Genomic DNA, 23,459 nt, shown 5'->3' with positions numbered 1-23,459 from the left:
GCGGGATGCAGCCGTTCGTCGGGAACGACTACCGCAAACGCGTACTGGCCGCGGTCGAACGCCGCGGCGGGGTGGACGCGTCGGATTCCTTTGAGCTGTACGACCTTCCGCTCGAGCAGGCCGCCGATCTCACCGACGACGCGGTCCGGACACGACTCGACGAGGTGTGGGCGTTCTGGCAGAAGCATCGCGATCACCCCAAATACCGGGTCCTCGTCGAGCAACTCGTCGCCGAACATCCGCAACGCAGCGCACCGCTGCGGGAATCCGCGTCCCGGATCGCCGAGGCCCGGATGATCACCGACCGTCGTCGGCGCCGCGACGAGGATCGATATGCGTTGCTCGACAACGCGATCGAGCGCCTGATCGGCCGCTACGGCGGCATCCCGACCAGCAAACGCGGCGGCCTCGACGAGATCGGCGCGATGGGCGGACTCAGTGCCGACGAGGTCGCCACCCGCGTCCGTCGGCACCGGGTCATCGACGATTCCCCGGCAGCACCGCCGGAGACCACCGCCCCCGCCGCCCCGGCACTGTCGGCGCACCGGCTGGCCCAGATCACCGAACTGCTCGCCGAGTTCAGCCGCCGCGGCAGCGGCCCCGCCTCACACACTCTGCTCGCCGTGCTCGGCCTCGACACCGACGACGCCGCCAACCTCACCGAGATCACCCTGCGCGCCGAGGCATTGCAAAGCCGCGCACGGGAACTCCCGGCCGGGCGGATGCGGGCGCTGATCGACGAGCTGCTGATCACCATCAACGAGGTGTTGCTCGGCGGCCCCGCGCTCGCCGACGCCTACCTGGCCTCGGTGCGGGAATCGGTGGGCGCACACCTGCGGCCCCGTATTCGCGCCGCCATCCTCGTCGAGGATCGTCTGCACCCCGACGACCGGCAGTACATGCTCGAAGAGGCCCGCGACCTCGGCCTCGGCACCCGGGATGCGCGGCGCCTCATCGACGAGATCACCCGGGAGTTCGGCGGCGAGGTGGACACCGAAGCGCCGCCACCACCCCCGACACCGACACGACCGGCACCGGCACCGGCACCAACACCCACACCCACACCCACACCCACACCGACACCGCCCCAAGGTGATTGGCAACGGTCCCTCCGATCCGCGCGTCAGGCACTGCGCAAGGGCAACCTCGACGATGCCCGCACACGATGCGATCAGGCCCGCTCCTTCGCCGGCGACGACGACGCCGCGCGACGCCAGATCGACGCCGTGGCCGACGAGATCGCCCGCGCGTCACGTACGCCCGCAGCACCAGCTCCCGCGACTCCCCCTGCCCCGAATCCCCCTGCCCCGACTCCCCCTGCCCCACAACCTAATCCCGCCCACACGTCCGCCACACCACCGACGGCCGCGCCCGACACCACCCCCGCACCACCGTCGAATGTGCACGCGGCCTTCGCCAACGGGGCGGTCGTCGTCGCGTGGGAACCGTCGCCGACGCCCGGTGCGACCTACCGCGTCACCCGTGTCGATCGCACCGGCCGCCGACAGGTGGTGGGCCGCACCGCGACCACCGAACTCGAGGACGGCGGCACCCGCCCGTCGGAGGGGCTGCCGAGCTACGAGGTCACCGCCTCCGTCGACGGGATGCACTCGGCACCGGCGGTGTCGTCGGCCGCGGCGAACCCGCCCGCCCCCACCCACACCACACCGACCACCCGCACACCCCCGTCCCGCATCCCACCACCACCCGCACCACCGTCGCCGGCCCCACCGCCGACCCTGTCGCCGGCCGCCACCGCCGCCGATCTCCCCGACATCACCGACGTGGTGGTGACCGGTGACCTGCTGACGTTCACGTGGCCGCCGGGTGTCACCGAGGTGATGGTCGTCATTCGGTCGGATGCACCTCCGGAGAATCCGCAGGACCCGGCCGCGGTGAGCAAGAAGGTCACCAACACGCGATACGAGATCGACGGCGGCTACCGGATTCCGGGCTCCGCCGCACGTCCCGCGCATATCGCCGTCGCGGCCTGCCAGCGTGTCTCGCCGGACACGCTGGCCGTGGCCGCGCACTTCGGCCCGGCGGCACGCGCACGGCTCTGAGTTGACCGCCGCCCCGCGTTCACCGCGTTTCGCTAGGCTGGGCCACACTCAAATCGGACATCAGTGATCATCGAGGATTCGACGAAGATAGGGGTCGAGGGACTTCCATGGGTATCGACTACACCAAGCGACCGAAGGCGCAGCCTGCGCCGCAACCTGCCGCACAACCGTATCCGGCACAACCTGCCGCACAGCCGTATCCGGCACAGCCGGGCCAGCAGCCGTATCAGCAACCGCCGCAGGCACAGCCGTATCAGCAGCAGCCACCGGCCGCACCGCCGGTCTCCCTGTCCAAGGTGACGCTGACCAAGTCGGCGCCCAGCGTCTCGCTGACCAAGCAGGGATCGGCGACCGGGCAGGTGCGGATCAACCTCAACTGGACCTCCAGCAAGGGCGGACTCTTCCGTCGCGCGGCCGGCGTCGACCTCGACCTGGCCTGCATGTGGGAGTTCACCGACGGCAGCAAGGGCATCGTGCAGGCGCTCGGCAACGCCTTCCAGGCGCCGTACGAGGGCCGCCCGATCATCTGGCTCGACGGCGACGACCGCTCCGGGGCGAACACCGGCGGCGAGAACATGTACATCGACCTGTCGGCGTCGAATCAGATCCGCCGCATCCTGATCTTCGCCTACATCTACGAGGGCGCACCCAACTGGGCCGCCGCCAACGGCGTGGTCACCCTGTTCCCGGCCAACGGCCCGCAGATCGAGGTGCATCTCGACGAGGCCGATCAGAGCGCGATCTCGTGCGCCATCGCGATGCTGGAGAACCGCGGCGGCGAGCTCGTCATCAACCGTGAGGTCCGCTACATCCGCGGGTCGCAGTCCAAGGTCGATCAGGCCTACGGATGGGGCCTGAACTGGAAGGCCGGCCGCAAGTAGCCCTCCCCCGACGCACCCCGGCAGTTGTGCCACCGCTCACACCGGGGTGCGTCGATGACCACCGATCACGTAGCGTGAGCGGTTGTCATCGCACTCAATCGGGGGATTGTGCACTGTGTCTGCTGTTGGTTCGTCTGTTCGTTTCTCTGTTCGTCGTTGTCTCGCTTGCGCTTTCGCGCTCATCACGGTGGCCGTCGGGGCAGCGCTGATCCCGGGTCCGGCGCATGCGGCGCCCGATCCGTTCTACGCCACGTCGCCACCGGCACCCGACGCCCGCCTCGGCTCGATCGTGCGGATCGAACCGACGTCCGGGGCCGGCATCGCCGAGAAGGTTCCGGGTACCCGCAGTTATCGGCTGCTGTATGTCACCACCGGCCCGCGCGGGGGCCGCACCACCGCGAGTGGCTCGTTCTTCATCCCGCCGGACACCATGACCGCGAGCACACCCGACGGGCACCGCTCCCTGATCGGCATCGGGATCTCCGACGAGAGCATGGGCGCCTACTGCCGGCCGACCACCACACTCACCCGTGATTCCGTCCTCGACCGTGCCGTCGGCATCGCACCGGTCAACTCGACGGTCGCCTCGCTGCGCGCCGGGCACGCGGTGTTCGTCGCCGACCTCGCCAGCGACGGCGTCGCACCGGCCCCGACGTTGCTGCCCCGGTTCGACGGGCACTCGATGCTCGACGGCCTGCGGGCCGCCCTGCAGATCCCCGGGTCGGGACTGACCGCGTCGAGCACCATCGGCATCTTCGGGCCGTCGGGCGGTGGCAGCCAGGCCGCCGCGGTGTCCGCCGAACAGGCCGCGACCTACGCGCCGGAACTGCACATCCCGGCGATCGTCATCGGGCAGATGGTGCCCGATCATCGAAACTTCATCCGCGCCAACGACGGTGGGGTCGGATCCGGTTTCGCCCTCGCCGACCTGCTGGGCCTCGAGGTCGGGCATCCCGAGATGCGCATCGACGAGAAGCTCACCCCGGTGGGTCGCGGCATCGCCGAGGTCTTCCGCTCCGGGTGTGCGACACCGACCTACATGACCCTCGGCGGGGTGCCGCTGAGTGCGCTGTTCCTGCCGGGCCATTCACCGTACGACGACCCGGACTTCCAGCCCGCCTTCGCCGCCGCGGCGCTGGCGACGCCGACCTCACCGACACCGACGGCGGCACTGCGGATGACGCGCTGCGACTCCAACGTGTCACCGATCGCGGTCACCCCGGTGGACGATCTGCGGCGTGCCGTGGACACCTATCGGGCCGCGGGCGTCGAGGTCAGTGATCGAGTCGCCGCGTGCCTGGGCGGTCCGCGCGATATCTACGCAGCGGACCTGCCGTGGCTGTTGGCCCGCGTCTGAGCCGCCGCAGGCTCGCCACCGGATCCCATTGCGCGCCAGGGCGTCCCCGGGTGATCGGGTACCAGGCGAGACCGATGAGGACCGACGAGGCGTGCCCGATCCCGGTGAAGGTGATCTGCTCGGCCAGCGGCAGCCCGTAGACGAGCGCGACGCCGGCGAGGTACACCCACCGCCAGGGCCGCACGATCCGGTAGGCCAGCACACCCACGATCGCGGCCAGGAAGTAGCTGACCCCGACGTCGAGCACATTGACCATCGACGGGCTACGCAGTCCGTCGTCGATCGCCCGGTCCAGTGCGCCTTCGCTGAGGAAGGTCGCGATGACGTGGGCGCTGAAACCGACGACGAACCACCGCACCGACCCCAGCCATTGCTCGGCGGGCCGGTGAAACACGAGGAACAGGATCAGGTACGGGAACCACCACTGTCCATCGATCCAGAACAGGCTCGCGACGAGGACGTGGAAGGCCTCCAGCGGATCGCTCGTGAGGTTCGCGATGTTGGTCGAACGGTCACCGAGGACGTCGTCGAGTTCTCTGGGGGTCAGCGAATGCTGGATGGACGTGGTGACGAACAGGATGATCAGCCAGCCGAACGTCAGCGGGGCGCCGCGGACCTGCCGCCACGCCGCGCCCGCGACTCGCCTCGGCCATGCGCTCACGTCTCACCCCGCAGATCACATGCGGGCAGGTCCCCGGAACGCGACACGGGCGATGAGACCGACGACCATCACCACCGCCCCGGCGATCGCCGCGATCACCGACCACTGGGTGAGGTCGTCGGCGAGGGCGTCGGTGGTCAGGCGTACGACGGTGTTGTCCGACCCGGACGAGGAGACCTGCCGGTCGACGATGGTGGTGGCGTTGAGCGCCACCAGCCAACACGCCAGCGCGGCCGGCAACGCACCGATGCCCAGCCAGATCAGCACGGTACCCCGACGTCGCGCGATGATCAGCGCGAGCAGTCCGGCGACCACCGCGACCGCCACGGAGACGTATCCGATGGTGGTGATCTGGGTGCCGATGAGGTGATAACGCCCGGCCTCGAGGCCGCGCTCGGTCATCTCCACCTGGATCGGACCGTCGACACTCACCGTGAACGGCAGGTTGGCGCCCTCGAGTGCCCGGTTGACCATCGCGGTGATGTCCAGTTGCATCGTCTGGTCGGCCGAGCCGCTCGGCGCCGGGTCGAAGAGCCAGGCATGTTCCTGGCGGACCAGGTCGGTGAAGTCCGCCGGGAACTGCGGGCTCTTGGTGTAGTTCTCCGCGACCGGCGCGATCACCGCCGACGCCCCGGGGAAGCTCACCCGCGAGGACACCTGCGCGGTGATCTCGTCGGCGATGTAGTCCTGGACCTCGGCGTCGTGGGCCAGCGGCGCCACGACGGAGACGAAGCCGTCGTCATCGACGATCCGCTGCGACACCCACATCGAGGGCAACGCGACGACGATCGCGGCCATCGCGATCAACGTCAGCAGGGCACTGAGAAACGTTCGCACCGGGACGAGGCTACCGGTCGGCGCGGACCGTCACCGACGGGCGCACGCCGCGTCACTCATCGACGAGGTCACGTGCCCGCCCGACGATCCGCGGGTCCGGGGTGCCGACGAGTTCGTGGTTCTTGCCCTTGTACTCGAACAGGCTCAGGACGTGGCGCATCGCGTTGATGCGGGCACGCTTCTTGTCGTTGCTCTTGACCACGGTCCACGGGGCGATGTCGGTGCTCGTCTTCTCGAACATCGCCTCCTTGGCCGCGCCGTAGGAGTCCCACTTGTCCAGCGACGCGAGATCCATCGGCGACAGTTTCCACTGCCGGACCGGGTCGATCTGGCGGATGGCGAACCGGGTGCGCTGCTCGAGCGGGCTGACCGAGAACCAGAACTTCACCAGGTTGATGCCGTCGTCGACGAGCATCTTCTCGAAGGCCGGGACCTGATCCATGAACTGGTCGTACTGCTCGGGTGTGCAGAAACCCATGACGCGTTCGACGCCGGCGCGGTTGTACCAGGACCGGTCGAAGAACACCATCTCGCCGGCGGCCGGCAGATGCTGCACGTACCGCTGGAAGTACCACTCGGTGGACTCCCGCTCCGACGGCTTCTCCAGCGCGACGACGCGGGCGCCACGCGGATTGAGGTGTTCGTTGAACCGCTTGATGGTGCCGCCCTTGCCGGCCGCGTCGCGTCCCTCGAACACCAGCAGGTGGCGCTGCCCGGTCTGCTTGGACCACTTCTGCAGCTTCAGCAGTTCGATCTGCAGACGCCGCTTGGTCACCTCGTACTCGCGGCGGCTCATCCGCTCCTCGTACGGGTAGTCCTCACGCCAGGTGTCGACGACGTTGCGTTCGGGCAGCGTCAGGAGCACCGGGTCGTCGTCATCGTCGTCGTTGACCTCGAAGTTGGTCGTGTCATGCAGATCGACGAGCTGTTGAAGGGCCTCGCGTCCGTTCAGCTTGCTGAAGTCGGGTCCCAGGGTTTCGAGATCGGTTAACTCGGTCACCACTCAACGATATGCCGCACGCACGAACGCCGTGTATCGAAGGGGTGAACTGCAGTTCTTCGGCGTCAGTTGGGCAGGTTTCCGCCGTGTCGATTGGGCAGGTTTCCGCCGTGCAATCGAGCAGGTTTCTGCCGCGTCAATTGCGCAGGTTGATCGACCCGTATTTGAGGCACACCCGGCCGGTGGTGGAGTCGGCCGCCGCGGCGAATCCCCCGCTGCACTGCACGCCCGGGGCACCGGCGTAGGCCTGCCCGCCGACACCGCCGACGGCCACCGAGTACCCACCCGCACGTGCCTGCGCGACCGACAGCGCCTTGGGGCCGGTGGTGATGGAGTACGACGTCCCGCCGGTGGTGGCGCCGGCCAGCGCCGACGATCCGGGCTGCTGGTTGATCGCGGTGGCGCGTCCGCCGCGGTCGGCGACCGCCACCGCGGTGCCCCCGCCGGTCTCCTGTGCGCTCGCGGTGCTGCCCGCAGCGGCCCGCGCGCCACATCCGCTGGTTCCCTGAATGCGTTGCACCTCATGGCCATTCGAGGCCTGGCAGGTCACTGCGGAGGCGTCACCGCCACCGAGATGCATTCCCCAGATCACGCCTGCACTCCCCGCAGCCACCACCAGTGCACGCGCTGTCAATCCGTGGAATCGCACAGTGAATCGGCCTCCTCGCCGTATCGGATGTGTTGGACCAGATGGCCAGACTTCGCTCAGCCTACTCCCGCTGTACCGCCCGCCGATCGGTGCCGTGGTCACGGAACGACAACGTTTGGCCACATCCGGGCACGCGCGTCCCGGCCGATACGCCAACGGGGCCAGTCGATACGAAATCGACTGGCCCCGTTGGCAAATGGAGGAAACTCAGGCCTTCGCGCGGCGCTCCGACTCGGCGGTCAGACCCTTCTTCGCCGTCTCGACCGCGGTCTTCTGCCCGCGCTTGACGATCAGCCCGGGAAGTTTGACCTTGAGGTCGATCTCCAACTCGAACTCGACGTGGGCACCGTCGCCCTTGGCCGTCACGGTGTAGATGCCCTGCTGCTCGGCGAGCATCTTCGATTCGACCAGAGTCCACGCGCAGGTGTTGTCGGTCCAGGTGTAGGTGACGGTCTGATCGTCGTTGATGCCCGCCGCCGACACCGTCATCGTGACCTGCTCGGGTGCGCCGTCGTCGTGGGAGGTGACGATCGAGGCCGCCTTGTGCGGTGCGGACCAGTCGGGCAGGGATTCCACGTCCAGCAGCACCTCCATCACGACCGACGGGGGCGCAGCAACATCGAACTCGGTTTTCGCAGTGACAGCCATGTGACAGAACCTACCCTTCAGGCCTCGCGATCGACGAGTTTCAGCGGCCACGCCTCGTCGGGGATGTCGCGCAATCCGCAGGCGACGTCGGTGACGGTGAACCACCCACGGAAATGCAGGATCTCGCCGATGACCGGGTTGCGGACGGTCGCGTCGCACCGGAACCGTTGGTGTTGCTCGTCCCACCCCTCGATGTACTTCATCTGGGAACGGAACAGACCCCGCATGCCGACCTTGGGCCCGCGACCCAGCCACCGCAGGGGGCCGCTCTCCAGCAGCAGTTCACCCGCGGCGGTCACCGACGGTTCGATCGGATAGAGCAGTTCGGGACCGTCGCCGAAGTAGTCGACGAGGCCCGATGCCCCCGACACGAGCAGGGAGTTGAGTTTGCGTGATCCCGACGTGTAGTCGAAGGAGCGCAGGACCGCCAGACATTCGCGGCCGAGTTCGTCGCGGTAGCAGTAGTGGCCCTGGGTGAAGGGGACCATCCGGCTCGACTTGGACGGCAGTGCGTTGCGTTTGCCGTAGTACCAGAAGAACGGCGGCGGCAGCGCGGAGGTGATGTACACCGACTCGAGGATGCCGGTGCCCATCTGGGCGACATTCGAGGTCGAGTCGATGCTGTAGCGCCACGCCACGTTGGGGTGCAGTCGGTCGAAGTCGGAACCGAGGGCGTCCTGATAGACGGGCGTCACGAGGACACCACCTCCTCCGATGTGATCGGCGCGACAGTCGTTGGCGAAGAACCTACTACGCCGCATCCGAACACCGGAGTTCGAGGGGTTTGTCCGGGTGTATCCGGGGGCGGGCCCGCTACGGCCGGGCGGCTCCGTCACACAGTCGGGCCAGCTCCCCGATCACCCGGTCGAGCGGTTCGACGCTGCGCTGGGTCTGACACAGTCCGACGGCCCCTTCGATCGCGGAGACGACGAGAATCGCCAGCGAGTCGGCGCGGTCGGGATCGACGCCCTCGGCGACCAGCCGGGTGGCGATGAGCCGGATCCAGTTGCCGAAGATCTCCTCGGCCTCGTCGGCGACGGCCGGCTCGGAGCGGCGGGCGAGGCCGCCGGCGAGCACCGGACATCCGAATTGGTAGTCGGTGTTGACCAGCATCCGACGCCACACGTCGCCGACCCCGATGACGGCCTCGGCCGGGGAACCCGGATGCTGCGATCCGATGCGGGTGGCCACGAACTCGCCCGCGTAGCGGACGGCCTCGGTCATCAGCTGCGTCTTTCCGCCGGGAAAGTGGTGATAGATGGAACCACGCGGAGCCGAACTCGCCGTGATGACGTCGCCGATCGAGGTGGCCGCCACACCGTCGCGACCGATCAGGTCGGCGGCGTGCACCACCATCCGCTCCCGCGGTCCACGCTCCCGGGTCGCGGTCGTGAGGATTTCGGTGGACTGGTCGTCCATCGAGCATCAGCTCCTATGCACACCTTCATAATCACGCTGCTTTATGCAACCATACATAATCATGACGACGACGAACACTCCCGACAGCGATCCCGCGCAACTGTCCGGACTGGAGTTGCTGCGCGCCTGGCAGTTCGGCTCCGACGAACGACCGAGCATCGGCCGGCTGCTCGGCATGCGACCGGTCCGCATCGACGAAGGCGACGTCGAGTTCGTGGTGACCCCCAAGCCCGACTTCTCCAATCCGCTCGGCACCGTCCACGGCGGCATCTGCGCCACCCTCCTCGACTCCGTCATGGGCTGCGCCATCCACACCACCCTGCCCGCCGGCGTCGGCTACACCACCCTCGAACTGAAGGTGAACTACATCCGATCGGTCCCCCTCGACGCCGACGACCTCACCGGAATCGGCACCGTCATCCACGTCGGCGGGCGGACCGCCACCGCCGAGGGCAAGGTGTTCACCGCCGACGGCAAGCTCGTCGCACACGGTTCGACGACGTGCATGGTGTTCCGCTGATCCGGTGTTCCGCTGATCCGGGCTGCTGTCGCGGTATCAGCCGCGCAGCGGGGTCCGCAGCCACGGACTCCCCGGATCGGTGAGCAACCGACCGAGCACCGGGCGGGTGCGAGCGCACGATTCGTCGGCGAGTTCGATTGGGCGGGTTCCACTCTCGGCGGACGCCAGCGCCCGACCCCACTCGAAGGCGACCGCGAAGTCGTTCCAGTCCGGGTAGGCCGCGGCGGCGCGCTCCCCCAGCGACAGGACCAACTGGTGAACCCAGTCCTCGTCGCCGAAGCCGACGTGCAGACACATGCGCGCGAGTTCGACGCACTGACCGATCTCCCATGCTGCCGTGGTGATCGGCACGGCGAGCGGTAGCGCACGGGAACCGGTGGCCACCTGCACACAGGTGGTGATGCGGTGGGCCGGGATGTGGGGGTGATGGGCGGCGAACGCCGACAGCTGCGCCGGATCGACGCGAATATGGTTGCGTGGCAGTCCGTTCGGCGCGATGAAACCGAGGACGGAATCGTAGTCGGGAGTGATGAGGCCCTCGGCGATCGACTCGACCATGTCGAAGGCGGTCTGCGAATCGGTGACCGCCCAGGACTTTCGCAGCGCGCGGCGGATCGCGCGCGGCGTCTCGTGGATCTCCAGGGCGTCGACGGCGTCGGCGCCCGAGGTCAGTGCGAAGTAGGCACCGCAGGCCAGGCCACGGCGTTGCTCGGGGGTCAGTGGTCGGCCCGCCCAGCGGATCGGCGACCCGGGCTCACCCGGGGTGGCGTGCTGCTGGAAGAGGTTGTGCGGGAGGGCGTTCTGTGGGGTGGGGTTGTGCGGGGTGGGTGCGGTCGAGATCGGGAGCGGGAGTGGTGTCGCCACCTGAGTCGGAGCATTGTATGAATTCTTCAGGGGCACAAAGGCATCGGCATCACTCAATGCGGCGGTGAGCGCGTCGGCGAAATCGGCACAGCAGGCGAACCGTTGTTCCGGCCGCTTGGCCATGGGCCGCGCGAAGGTGCCGTCCACCGCTCGCGGGACCTCCGGGCACCGCTGCGACGCGAGCGGCTGTGGCGTGCTCACGTGGTGATGGACCGCGGATGCGAGATTCGAAGCGGGAAAAGGTGTTGTGCCGGTGAGCATTTCGAATGCTGCACAGGCCAGCTGGTACTGATCGGCGGCCGCGGTGATCTCCTCGGTGGCCAGCACCTGTTCCGGCGCACAGTACGCCAGACTGCCGACCAGCAGACCCGTTGCGGTGAGCGACATCTGCGAGTCCTGTGGCTTGGCGATCCCGAAGTCCGCCAGATAGATTCGTCGTCGGCGGTCACGCGTCACCAGGATGTTGGCCGGTTTCACGTCGCGGTGGAGCAAACCCGTTTCGTGCGCGTGATCGAGTGCATCGGCGATCGCGGTCACGATCTCACCGACCAGGGTCGGCGGCAGCCGGTGCGCCGGGTTCTCGCGGAGCATCGATGCGACGTCGGAGCCGTCGATGTAGGCCATCGAGATCCAGAGCCGCCCCTCGGATTCGCCTCGGTCATACAAGGGAACGATGCTCGGGTGCAACAGGCCGGCGGCGATGTCGGCCTCGCGGTTGAACCGTTCGCGGAAGGTGACGTCGTGCTGCAGCGCCTGCGCGAGGACTTTCACCGCATCCTGCCGCGGCAGACGGGGATGCTGGGCGAGGTAGACCTCCCCCATACCGCCGACGCCGATCTGGCGGAGGATGCGATAGCCCGCGCATTCGTCACCCACCGCCAACGTCGCCATGACGGTAGAGAGTACCCACTCGCGTCCACTCAGAAGGGTGGTGGTGCGCCGTCATCGGGAACGACGGGGTATCGCTTCTTGCGTCGTCGTGGGCGTGGCGGGTTCAGCGGGTCCACGCCGTCGGTGATGCGGGCGCGGTTGCGTTCGCGTTCGCGGCGACGCCGTTCGTACTTGGCGGCGAGCCGATCCCGGGTACTGGTGGGAATCACTCCCGGTTCCCGTGATGTCGGTGGTGCGGCCGGTGGGTCGGCGAACCGGTAACGACGTAACCCGCCGAAGAAGTCTTCGAGGGTTTCCGCCGGCCCCGGAATGTTCAAGCCTTCCGGGGTGGTGAAAATCGTGACCAGCCGACCGTTCTCATCCCGGTACTGGTCATCGAGCCAGCGGGAGTGCGTCTTCTGCAGGTGATGTCCCCGGCACTTCGCGTTGAGTCCGTCGGGGGTGGTCAGCCCACCGAGTTCGGGATGCTCGTGGTCGTATTCGTGCACGTGATCACAATCCCCGTCGAACGCGTTTCCCCGGCAGGCGGGGATCACGCACTCGCCGTGGCGAATCCGGATGAATGTGTCCAATGCCGTTGACAGCCGGTACGGATCCGACGGCAACGCCGACGGGAGTTCGACGTCCTCGGGATTGACGCCCTTGGGCACCAGCCGTCGGATCGTGGTCGGGAAACGGCTGATCAGATCGAGGACCTGCTCGGGGATGACCGCACCCTGCCCGACGAGGTAGCCGAGGTTGCCGTCGATCGGCGTCTCGGCGGCCGATTCGGTGTCGGCAGAGGATGATTCGCTGCCGGTTGACGCGGTGTCGGATTGGTCGGTGTCGGTCGCCGCATCAGGACGCGGGTCATCGGCAGCAGCGCTCTCCTTGGGCATCGACATCCGCGCCATACCCGCGCGGGTATCCGCGGTCGGCTCCCGCTCAGTGTCGGGTCCGCGTGCGGGTTCCGCGGCGAGTTCCGTTTCGGCAGTTCCACTCTCCTCGTCAGAGCTGCCCTCCTCGAGCAAGGACATCTGCGCCACACCCGCATCGGTGTCGGCATCCGCATCGGTGTCGGCATCCGCAGTCGACTTGGGCTCGAGAGCCGGTTCGGCCTTCGGTTCCGAACGCCGGGACTGCACCACCGATTCGGTTGCACCACCCCCGGATTCGCGGTCGGCGGCAGAACTCCGCTGTTCCTGCTGATCTTGTTCCTGCTGTTCTTGTTGTCGTTGGCGTTCCTCGATTGCCGCGGCGGTGGTCTCATCGGCGATGACGTGCAACACGATCTGCACATCCGGAATACAGCCGGGTTCCGGAATGTCGGCCGGGCAGTCCTCGTTGCCGCAGTCACAGGTGAACTGCGTCCCCGACAACAACGAGTACATGGCATCGGCCTGACGTTGCCGCCGCGTCCGCGGATCCTTCCGGCAGGCGCAGTCGGCCAGGGCCGCGATCGTCTTCTCCGCGATCGTGATGTGTTCGGCGGACATGGTGCCGGTGATCTCCCCGGTCCCATCGCCCTCAAAGTGGACGAACACAGCCCGCTTGTCCAGGTTCCGCTTCCGCGGTTCCCGCACCGCATCCGGAGCATGCTGGAAGACAATCTTGTCGACCATGTCCCGCAAACTCGTCGCCGGCCACTGCCCAGTCCGCTCGAACAACCGCTCCGCGATCGCCGCATCCACCAGCGCGGTGTTCGGATGCATCTCCGGTCCCGGATCGAGCAGGTTGGTGCGATCGATCAGCGTCCGGAACTGACTGTGACTGATCCGCCCCTCCCGCAATGCCCGCCCGGTCTTCGGCAGCCGGGTGGCCATCACGATCGCCTCATCCAGCATCCGCCGTGTCGTCACCATCGCCAGATTCCGGGTCCGGGAGATGTGTTCGGCCGCGATCTGCGCGTACTCCGCCGACTCATCCAACGGGCGATCGGTCAGACACCTCACCACATACGCGGTGAAATACGAATCCAGCCACGCCATATACGAACGACACCGATCCAACTCGGTCATCGCCACCAGTACTTCGTTGATCGAATGCTGATCCAACCGATCCGGATCCACCCCGAACAGAAACTCCAGCGGCAACCCCGGCCACGGCGACGGCCCCTGCTTCAGCAACGCATCGCGCACATCCCCACGAATCCGCGCGCTCCATGGAATGGTGCTCACCCTCGCCCCCTCGAACAAGATGACCGTCGAAGCTCTCTTCGATCTGACCATCATTGTAGAGACGGGCACCGACAAAACCGTTCACGCCGGGAACCGGCCCCGGAATCTGCGGATCGACAAACCTGTGGGGATGGAGGCTGACCACCACATGCCCGGGGCGGTGTCAGACCGAGTAGCGCTCCCGTAGTGAATTCTGCTGCGACTCGTCGATACCCAGACCCTGCGCGAAGTAGCCTTCGATGTCGCCGTACTCCTTCGTCACGGTCGCGAAGGCAGTGTCGAGATAGACGGCGTCGACGCCCAGGATCGGCAGGAGGATGTCGGGATCGCCGCCCTCGGCCGCGAATTGGTCGAACAACGGCTTGAGGGCGGGAACAAGGCGGTCGTTGGTCAGCAGGTAGTCGTGGTAGACATCCCCTTTGGACACACCCATCAGGGTCAGAAACGACGCCGCAGCCCAGCCGGTGCGATCCTTGCCGGTGGTGCAGTGGAACAGTGACGGCTCGGGATGCTCACCGAGCAGCCCGCGATAGAACGTCCGGTAGCCGGTCAGTGCGCTCGGAAGATTCACCAGTTCGGAGTAGGTTCCGGAGATGAGTTCCTGGGCCTTGCCGCCCTTGAGTTCCGCGGTTGCCATCGCCACGGTCTTGGGGTCGGAGAGGAACTTTCCGATGTTGGCCGGGATGGCCATGCCGGCGTCGGCAAGCACGTCGAGGTGGACGTCGGTGACGTCGGGGAGATCCGGGTCCGGCAACGCCGTCCGCTCCACGCTCGACCGCAGATCGTAGATGGTGCGCACGCCGAGCTTCTCGAACTCGGCGAGGTCGGCCGACGCCATCGAGGAGAAATCGGTCGACCGGTACAGCATTCCGGTCCGGACGCTGCCGGCGCCGGCGGGATAGCCGCCGAGGTCACGGAGGTTGGGCAGGGTCGAAATCGGACTGGGGGCACCGGGTGTTGTCGTCACGATCCAATCATCGCAGCGCGGTGTTCGGGTCAGTGGGTTGGAGTGGGATCCGCTCGCGCGATGTCACAGATCCGCTCCGGCTGTTGACACGGAGTTGTCGCCGCCCGGCACCCATCCGCGCCGACCCGCCGGACTCGGTCGGCCCGACAGCCGCATAGTGTTCGGATATCCTGAACACCATGCCCGGGTCCGACGAGTCCACCTCCGCCCAGATCGGCTGCCGCATCCGTGCGGCACGAGTCGCCCGCGGAGTGTCGCTACGCGAGTTCGCCCGCCGGCTCGGCGTCAGTGCGGCGACCCTCAGCGCCACCGAGACCGGTGGCACCGGCATCAGCGTCGACCGTCTCGCAGCCATCGCCGACGCACTCGGCGTGGCACCCGGCGAACTTCTCGGCATGCAGTCGCACACCGTCGAAAGTGAAATGACCACAACCACTCTCGATCGTTCCGGTCCACTGCCCCGCTGGCGCTTCTACGAAGGGCCCGACGTCACGGACCCGGTTCTCGCCGCGGCGTTGCGGTGCATCGTCGAGCGCGGCTATCACGGATGCTCCATCCGTGACATCGCCGAGAGCGCCGGGTTGTCGATCGCGTCGCTCTACCATCACCACGCGAGCAAACAAGCCATGCTCGTGGCCCTGTTCGACCTGGCGATGACCGACCTTCTCGATCGCGTCGGCGGCGCTCGCGACGAGGCGGGAGACGATCCGGTCCGAGCCCTGCGCCTGATGACCGAGAGCCTGGTGCTCTATCACAGCCACCGGCGCCGACTGTCCTTCCTCGCGTCCACCGAGATGCGCAGTCTCGTCGAACCCGACCGCCGGCGCATCGCCGATCGGCGCACCTCGCTGCAGCGAATGTTCGACGTGGAGGTGGAAAACGGTGCCGCACAGGGACTATTCCTGGTCGCTCGCCCGCGTGAGGCCGCACGCGCGGTGGTGGGATTGTGCATCGCGGTGGCCGACTGGTTCGACCCGGAGGGCTTATCGACTCCCGAGGAGTTGGCAACCACCTACGCGGGCTACGCCCTCAACCTGATGGACGTGCGTCGTCCGTAGGACGAAGTGTTCGGATATTCCGAACGCTCTGCCACGTCTTTCCGGGCAGTCCGGACCCACTGTCGCCGTATGCACCGGCTATTGACAACGACTGCCTGGTTGGCCACCCTGAGGTGACCGATCGATCGTTCGCTTTCGCGGCGATCGGCCTCGACCGACGAGAGGACCTCATAGTGAGCACACCGTCCACCCTGCACGGCCGCACCGCGATCATCTCCGGCGGAAGCCGTGGCATCGGCGAGGCGATCGCCGTGCGATTGGCGCGGGCGGGGGCCAACGTCACGTTGCTCGCCAAGACCGCGGAGCCCCATCCAAAGCTGCCCGGGACCATCTACACCGCCGCGCAGGCGATCGAGGAGGCCGGCGGAGCGGCGCTGCCCATCGTCGGCGACGTTCGGGACGATCAGCAGGTGGCCGATGCCGTGGCGCAGACCGTTGACCGTTTCGGCGGCGTCGACATCGTCGTCAACAATGCGAGCGCGCTCGATCTGACCGCCACCGAGCAGATCGACATGAAACGCTACGACCTGATGCAGGACATCAATGCGCGCGGATCATTCGTGTTGGCCAAGAACGCGATTCCGTATCTGCGCAAGTCCGATCACGCACATGTGCTGACGCTGTCGCCACCGATCACGCTCGACCCGCAGTGGTTCGACTCGATCGGGACGGCCTACACGGTGTCCAAGTTCTCGATGACCCTTGTCGCGCTCGGTCTGGCCCGCGAGTTGGCCGCCGACGGTGTCGCGTCGAACACCCTGTGGCCGCGGACCACGATCAGTACCGCCGCGGTGCGAAACATCCTCAGCGAGAAGCTGATCGAGCGCAGCCGGAGCACCGAGATCATGTCCGACGCCGCGTACGCGATCCTGTCGAAGTCGCCGGACACGGCGACCGGCCAGTGCTACATCGACGACGATGTCCTTGCCGCCGAAGGCGTCACCGACTTCTCCCGCTATCGCACGGTCGACAGCGATGACGACCTCGAGTTGGACTTCTGGATGACGCGGCGCTGACCATCGTCTCGCAGATTCCGGGGCCGGCGTGGGTACCGGCTCCGTCACGAGTCGGCGTCATCAACGCCGGGGATCGCACACACCCCGTCGACGCACACGGCCCCCGACTGGCCCAGCATCTCGAATGCCGGTGTCGGCGGCAGTGTTTCGTCGTTGGTCGTCTCGGTCCGGTCCGGTGTCTCGTCAGGCATCGACGTTCTCCTGAGCCGCCTTGCGGAGCACGTCGGCGAAGGTCTCCGGTGACTGGGCACCGGAGACGCCGTATCGCCCGTTGATGACGAAGAACGGGACGCCGCTGATGCCGTAGGCGCGGGCCTGGGCGATGTCGGCGCTCACCGCGTCGGCGTATTCACCGGATTCAAGCGAGGCCGTGACCTGCTCCCGGTCGAGGCCGATGTCGGCGGCGAGGTCCGCGAGGTCGCCGATGCGTCCGATGTGGCGTCCCTCGGTGAAGTAGGCGCGGAACAGGCGCTCGACCATGTCGAGTTGTCGGCCCTGCGCCTTCGCGTGATGCAGCAGTTCGTGCGCCTTGAGCGTCTTGGTGTGCTGGAGGGCGTCGAAGTCGTAGTCGAGTCCCGACTCGGCGGCGATCGCGGTGACCTGGGCGAGCATCTGCTCGACCTGTGCGCGGGGCATTCCCTTGTACTCGGCCAGGAACTCGATCTCGGTGCCGTCGAAGTCGACGGGCGTGTCCGGGGCCAGCTCAAAGCTGTGGTAGGTCACCACGACTCGATCAGAGAGGCCGGAATCGGCCAGTCCCGCTTCGAATTTGCGCTTCCCGATGTAGCACCACGGGCAGGCGATGTCGGACCAGATGTCGACGGAGATGGGGTCACTCACGATGCTTGTCAACGCGGAGTCCTGGTCAGCAATTCCTCGGCTCATCCGACCAGGAATACGTCGCGGAGTCGGTCCTGTGTGTCGGCGTCTATGCCGAGTGCTTCGGTGAAGTAGTCGTCGATGCCGCCGTACTGGATGGCCACCTCGTCAAAGGCGACGCCGAGGTATGTCGGTGACACCCCAAGCAGCGGGCGGAGCAGGTCGGCGTCGCCGCCGGCGGATTCGAATCTCTCGAAGATGCCTGCCATCGTCGGCAGGAACAGGTCATTGGTCGCGAGGTAGTCCCGGTAGACCTCGTCACGATCGACACCCATCAGGCTGAGGAAAGCCGCTGCGGCCCAGCCGGTGCGGTCCTTGCCGTGGGCGCAGTGGAACAGCGTGGTCGGCCCGGCCAGGAGACCGGTGAAGAAGGTGCGGTACGCGCGCTTCGCACTGGGCAGATTCACCAGCTGCCGGTACGCCCCGATCATGCGCTCGACGCCACTCCCCTCGGCCAATCGCGCATTGGCCGTCGCCACCGCCTCCGGATCATCGACCAGGGCGTCAAGATCGGCGGGAGCGCCGTCGTGCGCAGCGTCGGCGAGCACGTCGAGCAGCACCCCGGCCGCGTCACCGATGACCGGGTCCGGCGCGGCGTCGGCCTCGACGGGCGACCGCAGGTCGACGATGCTCTGCAATCCCAGATCCACCAGCACCGCCCGGTCGGCCTCGGATGCCTTGTCCAACGCTGCGGATCGGAACAGTCGGCCGGTGGCGACCTTGCGTCCGTCGCTGGTCGTCGGGCCGCCGATGTCGCGGAAGTTGGGGACTGTGGGCAGCTGCAGCGGTTCACTCACACGTTGATTGTGCGGGGTGAGTGGGGATGCGGTGAATTGGGCTGGTGATGGGGCTCGTCACAGCCCGGTAGCCGTACAGTGGCGGACATGTCCGACCTCGCGTTTTATCGCATCGCGTCCGCTGTCGCCGTCGACGACGACATCTTGCCCGAGTCGATCGCCCGGGCCGGTGACATCGAAGAGGCGATCTTCTGGCTTCTCGCTCAAGCGCGCAAGGAGGGTAGGCGGCTGCCGGATGAGCAGGCGCAGCGGATCGTCGCAATGTTTCCGCGACTGACAGATGCCGTTGCGGACGTGCGGATCCAAACACGTGCTGTCTGAGTTCGTTCTCGTCGTTTGATCCTCTCGGCACTGATTCGACGAAGGCCCACATGCTCGGGTGGCGAGACTTCGGTCGAGTATCTTTGCGAGCGTTCCGATTTCGACAATCAATCCGGTCTGCGACTACGGCCTCTCCAGACTCAGCGTTCCGCGTGCGTCCATCTCGTCGCGACGATGACACGTTTGCGCCCGCCGACTACCCGGCGTGTAGGTCGCCAACGAGGGCACGCTGGATTCGTGGCCTGCGGCTCATCCCGCAGCTTGCGCAGGCCGGCTGCGTCGAGCCCGCCGGACTCATCCCCGCGTCCGCGGGGAGCACGTGCCGTTAGTTAGACAGCACGATGCGTGGGGTGTCGGGCTCATCCCCGCGTCCGCGGGGAGCACAGGAGGCCGCGCATGTTGGCTTTGTCGTCGGTGGGCTCATCCCCGCGTCCGCGGGGAGCACTGACCGCGACCAACCAGGGGGCCTGCGCCACCAGGCTCATCCCCGCGTCCGCGGGGAGCACCTCGCGCTGCAGAATCTGAACGGCACGAAGGTGACCTCATCCCCGCGTCCGCGGGGAGTACCTACCGACTCATCTAGGCCGCGTTTCCCGCCCGGGCTCATCCCCGCGTCCGCGGGGAGCACAAGCGCAGCGGGGCGCGTAACGGTAAGGGGCAGGGCTCATCCCCGCGTCCGCGGGGAGCACTCATCGGATACTTCGGCGCGATGCAAGCCGCCGGGCTCATCCCCGCGTCCGCGGGGAGCACGTGGGTGTGGGTGCTCCGACGTCCCGGATGCGGGGCTCATCCCCGCGTCCGCGGGGAGCACATGTCGTTGTGCTGCAGCGTGTGTGGTCGGGAGGGCTCATCCCCGCGTCCGCGGGGAGCACCTCACTCGGTGGCTGGTGGCGACGGGGACTCGGGGCTCATCCCCGCGTCCGCGGGGAGCACGAGCGCGGGCCTCGTCTTCGAGCTGTCGCGGTTGGCTCATCCCCGCGTCCGCGGGGAGCACGCGTGCAGAGGCCCCTTCTGCGTCGACATCGAGGGCTCATCCCCGCGTCCGCGGGGAGCACACACCTGCGGCGTGGTCCATCGACGACCACCGGGGCTCATCCCCGCGTCCGCGGGGAGCACATCTGGGCACTCTCCACCCTCTGCGCACTCGGAGGCTCATCCCCGCGTCCGCGGGGAGCACTGGCAGAACATCCGGGCCTCGATTGACGCGGGGGGCTCATCCCCGCGTCCGCGGGGAGCACTACGCCGTAGGACGAAGCAGTCAGCGGCCGCCGGGCTCATCCCCGCGTCCGCGGGGAGCACGACAGGGGGCTCAGATCCTCACCGGCCTCGGCGGGCTCATCCCCGCGTCCGCGGGGAGCACTTTGGATGGGGCGCCGCGGTTGCAGGAGACGTGGGCTCATCCCCGCGTCCGCGGGGAGCACGGCGCTGCTACCGCTACGGGCAGGCGAGAGTTGGGCTCATCCCCGCGTCCGCGGGGAGCACTTCTCGACCTGTGGACCTGTGACCACCTGCCGGGGCTCATCCCCGCGTCCGCGGGGAGCACTGACGATTCTCTCGGTCATGCTGCTCCGACTCGGGCTCATCCCCGCGTCCGCGGGGAGCACGACCACGTCGTCGACTCGATCATCGGCCCCGAGGGCTCATCCCCGCGTCCGCGGGGAGCACTCCGCCCCGGTATGGTCGACCACTTGATACCAGGGCTCATCCCCGCGTCCGCGGGGAGCACTTCGTCCAAACTGGGGATGCTGATGTGCCGGTGGGCTCATCCCCGCGTCCGCGGGGAGCACGCCGCATCCTCCGGGCTGATCACGATCTTGCCGGGCTCATCCCCGCGTCCGCGGGGAGCACTCGACACCAAGACCCAGATCGAAGTCGCCCAAGGGCTCATCCCCGCGTCCGCGGGGAGCACGCAGCAATCAACCCCCGTGCCACCGAACACCAGGGCTCATCCCCGCGTCCGCGGGGAGCACGCATTCCTCATCCACACCGAGGAGCATTCGGCGGGCTCATCCCCGCGTCCGCGGGGAGCACCTCGCCTTGTGCGATGCCACGACTGTAGGCGCGGGCTCATCCCCGCGTCCGCGGGGAGCACGTGAAGTAGTACACCGCCCTGATCGACGGCGAGGGCTCATCCCCGCGTCCGCGGGGAGCACGGATTGCCGTATGTCGAGAACACCGCGCCAGGCGGCTCATCCCCGCGTCCGCGGGGAGCACGGGCCAGGGTGGCCGTAAGGGTTAGCACCACCGGGCTCATCCCCGCGTCCGCGGGGAGCACAGCAGATGCGCAAACGGCGGAATCACCGTCGCGGGCTCATCCCCGCGTCCGCGGGGAGCACGTCGACTCGGCGTTCGACTACTTCGACATCGGGGGCTCATCCCCGCGTCCGCGGGGAGCACTTCTGGCCCGACCCGTTGCCGTTGAGGATCTGGGGCTCATCCCCGCGTCCGCGGGGAGCACGCGGGGCGGTGGTCGCACTCACCCCGATCACAGGGCTCATCCCCGCGTCCGCGGGGAGCACGCACTGCGGGTGCGCTGGGTGGCGTTTGCCGAGGGCTCATCCCCGCGTCCGCGGGGAGCACTCGATCTCGGCGAGGCGTTTCGCCGCGGCCGAGGGCTCATCCCCGCGTCCGCGGGGAGCACGCTGTCGGCGCCGACGACGCCCTTCCGGAGCAGGGCTCATCCCCGCGTCCGCGGGGAGCACCGGGTGGTGCCGGAGTCGCAGTTGGCGCGCGAGCGGCTCATCCCCGCGTCCGCGGGGAGCACATCGGCGGGATGGAGATGTACGACCACAATCCGTGGCTCATCCCCGCGTCCGCGGGGAGCACAGGAGCCCGCGGCGGTTGGCTTTGTCGTCAGTGGGCTCATCCCCGCGTCCGCGGGGAGCACGATGGAGCTGGCCCCGTCGTAGTCGAGGGCGCGGGCTCATCCCCGCGTCCGCGGGGAGCACGGACAGCGGATCGGCGACAAGCCACTCAAGGAGGGCTCATCCCCGCGTCCGCGGGGAGCACCACCCCCTCGAGTGCCGTCCCGAGCTTCGTGAGGGCTCATCCCCGCGTCCGCGGGGAGCACGTAAGGCACCTGATATGGTCCGCGTCGACAAGGGGCTCATCCCCGCGTCCGCGGGGAGCACTGCGGACTCCAATAGCAGGTCTCGATATGCTCGGGCTCATCCCCGCGTCCGCGGGGAGCACGTGGTGGTGGCTACTCGGTAGGGGCTCATCTCGGGCTCATCCCCGCGTCCGCGGGGAGCACGCACACGCCACCGGGGGTCGTCGTAGGTAGTCGGGCTCATCCCCGCGTCCGCGGGGAGCACTGGAATTATCTGGCTTACGAACCATTGAACGAGGGCTCATCCCCGCGTCCGCGGGGAGCACTCGTCCACCCAGGCATCACCATCCTGAGACAAGGGCTCATCCCCGCGTCCGCGGGGAGCACCACGTGCGATATCGTTCACGATATTTTCCTTTGGGCTCATCCCCGCGTCCGCGGGGAGCACAAAGTCCGCCATTAGGTCACGATTGAGTAACGGGGCTCATCCCCCCGTCCGCGGGGAGCACTCGCCGCCCGCCCCGCACCCCCAGGTGTAGACGGGCTCATCCCCGCGTCCGCGGGGAGCACGAGGCCGCCGCAGCCGAACTCTCCCGCGGCCTGGGCTCATCCCCGCGTCCGCGGGGAGCACATCACCGGGAGATCGGCCAACGGTCCGAGGTCGGGCTCATCCCCGCGTCCGCGGGGAGCACGACACTCACGTGCAGCGCGCGATGAAGGCGACGGGCTCATCCCCGCGTCCGCGGGGAGCACGCAGGTGAGCAGCAGTAGCCGGGACGCGGGGACGGCTCATCCCCGCGTCCGCGGGGAGCACCACTTCACCAACGGCCAAGGCTACGTCGACACGGGCTCATCCCCGCGTCCGCGGGGAGCACGTGCTCCCGTATCGCCCGAATCTGGACCGCCCGGGCTCATCCCCGCGTCCGCGGGGAGCACTCGTTCACACCGGGCGCCGACTGGCCTCCGCAGGGCTCATCCCCGCGTCCGCGGGGAGCACCCGGCGGTCGTGGTTGCGGCCGTGGTGGTCACGGGCTCATCCCCGCGTCCGCGGGGAGCACCCCACGTCGACATGTCCAGTCCGTCAAGCCAAGGGCTCATCCCCGCGTCCGCGGGGAGCACCGCTGGACTTTCCATCGGTCATCCATGGACTCGGGCTCATCCCCGCGTCCGCGGGGAGCACCGCACTGGCCGTCGCGATGAGGTTCACGGCCGGGGCTCATCCCCGCGTCCGCGGGGAGCACATGGCAGTCAGTGCCTAATGTCGACTCTAGACGGGCTCATCCCCGCGTCCGCGGGGAGCACCAGCGTCCCTGGTCGTCGCACCCCGTGCCGGAGGGCTCATCCCCGCGTCCGCGGGGAGCACTTATCTCGACTCTGATCACAATGTCATGTTTCGGGCTCATCCCCGCGTCCGCGGGGAGCACTG

20 protein-coding genes and 1 CRISPR repeat array (1 of these 21 cut by a window edge) are annotated in these 23,459 nt (G+C 67.9%); of the genes, 7 read left to right on the top strand and 13 right to left on the bottom strand.

The window, feature by feature from the left end; genetic code table 11:
- The first annotated feature begins 5 nt into the window (after positions 1-5).
- The 3 genes from ABLE94_RS24280 (at position 6) to ABLE94_RS24270 (ending at position 4,301) form a co-directional block, all read left to right on the top strand.
- Positions 6-2,063, top strand: a complete 2,058-nt coding sequence (locus tag ABLE94_RS24280; protein ID WP_348810128.1) for a SaeA-related protein — start codon at positions 6-8, stop codon at positions 2,061-2,063.
- 107 nt (positions 2,064-2,170) lie between these two features.
- Positions 2,171-2,944, top strand: coding sequence for a TerD family protein (locus tag ABLE94_RS24275; protein ID WP_348805161.1), 774 nt, complete (start codon positions 2,171-2,173; stop codon positions 2,942-2,944).
- Between the two features lie 187 nt (positions 2,945-3,131).
- Positions 3,132-4,301, top strand: a complete 1,170-nt coding sequence (locus ABLE94_RS24270) for a lipase family protein (RefSeq protein WP_348810127.1) — start codon at positions 3,132-3,134, stop codon at positions 4,299-4,301.
- On the opposite strand, the gene ABLE94_RS24265 is transcribed toward ABLE94_RS24270, so the two are convergent.
- The 7 genes from ABLE94_RS24265 to ABLE94_RS24235 form a co-directional block, all read right to left on the bottom strand.
- Complete coding sequence (locus tag ABLE94_RS24265) at positions 4,219-4,962, bottom strand: rhomboid-like protein (protein ID WP_348810126.1); 744 nt, start codon at positions 4,960-4,962, stop codon at positions 4,219-4,221. The two genes, ABLE94_RS24270 and ABLE94_RS24265, sit on opposite strands and share 83 nt — an antisense overlap.
- A gap of 15 nt (positions 4,963-4,977) precedes the next feature.
- Positions 4,978-5,799 (bottom strand): hypothetical protein, encoded by an 822-nt coding sequence (locus ABLE94_RS24260; protein WP_348810125.1) that lies wholly within the window; start codon positions 5,797-5,799, stop codon positions 4,978-4,980.
- A 52-nt stretch (positions 5,800-5,851) separates the two neighbouring features.
- Positions 5,852-6,799: a polyphosphate kinase 2 gene (gene ppk2 / locus ABLE94_RS24255; protein WP_348805165.1), complete on the bottom strand. Its 948-nt coding sequence runs from the start codon at positions 6,797-6,799 to the stop codon at positions 5,852-5,854.
- 136 nt (positions 6,800-6,935) lie between these two features.
- Positions 6,936-7,448 carry a DUF6764 family protein gene (locus tag ABLE94_RS24250; protein WP_425476270.1) on the bottom strand — a complete coding sequence of 171 codons (513 nt, stop codon included), beginning with the start codon at positions 7,446-7,448 and terminating at the stop codon, positions 6,936-6,938.
- Between the two features lie 207 nt (positions 7,449-7,655).
- Entirely contained in the window at positions 7,656-8,096 is a 441-nt protein-coding gene (locus ABLE94_RS24245) for an SRPBCC family protein (RefSeq protein WP_348805167.1), read from the bottom strand.
- A 17-nt stretch (positions 8,097-8,113) separates the two neighbouring features.
- Positions 8,114-8,791: a DUF4166 domain-containing protein gene (locus ABLE94_RS24240; RefSeq protein WP_348805168.1), complete on the bottom strand. Its 678-nt coding sequence runs from the start codon at positions 8,789-8,791 to the stop codon at positions 8,114-8,116.
- 118 nt (positions 8,792-8,909) lie between these two features.
- Positions 8,910-9,515: a TetR/AcrR family transcriptional regulator gene (locus tag ABLE94_RS24235; protein WP_348805169.1), complete on the bottom strand. Its 606-nt coding sequence runs from the start codon at positions 9,513-9,515 to the stop codon at positions 8,910-8,912.
- Positions 9,516-9,558: 43 nt separating this feature from the next.
- Here ABLE94_RS24235 and ABLE94_RS24230 point away from each other — a divergent pair, with 43 nt between their 5' ends.
- On the top strand, positions 9,559-10,035 hold the full coding sequence (locus ABLE94_RS24230; protein ID WP_348805170.1) for a PaaI family thioesterase: 477 nt from the start codon (positions 9,559-9,561) through the stop codon (positions 10,033-10,035).
- A gap of 36 nt (positions 10,036-10,071) precedes the next feature.
- Here ABLE94_RS24230 and ABLE94_RS24225 read toward each other — a convergent pair whose 3' ends face one another.
- The 3 genes from ABLE94_RS24225 to ABLE94_RS24215 form a co-directional block, all read right to left on the bottom strand.
- Positions 10,072-11,790 (bottom strand): protein kinase domain-containing protein, encoded by a 1,719-nt coding sequence (locus tag ABLE94_RS24225; RefSeq protein ID WP_348810123.1) that lies wholly within the window; start codon positions 11,788-11,790, stop codon positions 10,072-10,074.
- Between the two features lie 29 nt (positions 11,791-11,819).
- Entirely contained in the window at positions 11,820-13,946 is a 2,127-nt protein-coding gene (locus ABLE94_RS24220) for a DUF222 domain-containing protein (protein WP_348805172.1), read from the bottom strand.
- Between the two features lie 163 nt (positions 13,947-14,109).
- Positions 14,110-14,913, bottom strand: a complete 804-nt coding sequence (locus ABLE94_RS24215) for a tyrosine-protein phosphatase (RefSeq protein WP_348810122.1) — start codon at positions 14,911-14,913, stop codon at positions 14,110-14,112.
- A 179-nt stretch (positions 14,914-15,092) separates the two neighbouring features.
- On the opposite strand from ABLE94_RS24215, the gene ABLE94_RS24210 reads away from it, so the two are divergent.
- Together ABLE94_RS24210 and ABLE94_RS24205 are read left to right on the top strand one after the other, a co-directional pair.
- Positions 15,093-15,971 (top strand): TetR-type transcription factor C-terminal domain-containing protein, encoded by an 879-nt coding sequence (locus tag ABLE94_RS24210; RefSeq protein ID WP_348805173.1) that lies wholly within the window; start codon positions 15,093-15,095, stop codon positions 15,969-15,971.
- 173 nt (positions 15,972-16,144) lie between these two features.
- The gene (locus ABLE94_RS24205) at positions 16,145-16,987 is read left to right on the top strand and encodes an SDR family oxidoreductase (RefSeq protein ID WP_425476269.1); all 843 of its coding nucleotides are present in this window, start codon (positions 16,145-16,147) and stop codon (positions 16,985-16,987) included.
- 44 nt (positions 16,988-17,031) lie between these two features.
- Here ABLE94_RS24205 and ABLE94_RS24200 read toward each other — a convergent pair whose 3' ends face one another.
- From ABLE94_RS24200 to ABLE94_RS24190, 3 genes are read right to left on the bottom strand one after another with little or no spacing between them, the layout of a single operon-like run.
- Complete coding sequence (locus tag ABLE94_RS24200; RefSeq protein WP_348805174.1) at positions 17,032-17,178, bottom strand: hypothetical protein; 147 nt, start codon at positions 17,176-17,178, stop codon at positions 17,032-17,034.
- The gene (locus tag ABLE94_RS24195) at positions 17,171-17,827 is read right to left on the bottom strand and encodes a DsbA family oxidoreductase (protein WP_348805175.1); all 657 of its coding nucleotides are present in this window, start codon (positions 17,825-17,827) and stop codon (positions 17,171-17,173) included. Before ABLE94_RS24195 ends, ABLE94_RS24200 begins: the two co-directional genes overlap by 8 nt.
- Before the next feature lie 41 nt (positions 17,828-17,868).
- The gene (locus ABLE94_RS24190; RefSeq protein ID WP_348805176.1) at positions 17,869-18,663 is read right to left on the bottom strand and encodes a tyrosine-protein phosphatase; all 795 of its coding nucleotides are present in this window, start codon (positions 18,661-18,663) and stop codon (positions 17,869-17,871) included.
- Between the two features lie 87 nt (positions 18,664-18,750).
- Here ABLE94_RS24190 and ABLE94_RS24185 point away from each other — a divergent pair, with 87 nt between their 5' ends.
- The gene (locus ABLE94_RS24185) at positions 18,751-18,984 is read left to right on the top strand and encodes a hypothetical protein (RefSeq protein ID WP_348805177.1); all 234 of its coding nucleotides are present in this window, start codon (positions 18,751-18,753) and stop codon (positions 18,982-18,984) included.
- Between the two features lie 290 nt (positions 18,985-19,274).
- Positions 19,275-23,459: a CRISPR direct-repeat array (repeat unit 29 nt; unit sequence GGGCTCATCCCCGCGTCCGCGGGGAGCAC); it runs 4,635 nt beyond the window's last position.

Origin of the sequence: Gordonia sp. VNK1 (assembly GCF_040049135.1) — a bacterium.
Classification (GTDB): domain Bacteria; phylum Actinomycetota; class Actinomycetes; order Mycobacteriales; family Mycobacteriaceae; genus Gordonia; species Gordonia oleivorans.
The sequence above is the reverse complement of the archived record's forward strand: the minus strand, read 5'-3'. Positions and strand labels throughout refer to the sequence as shown.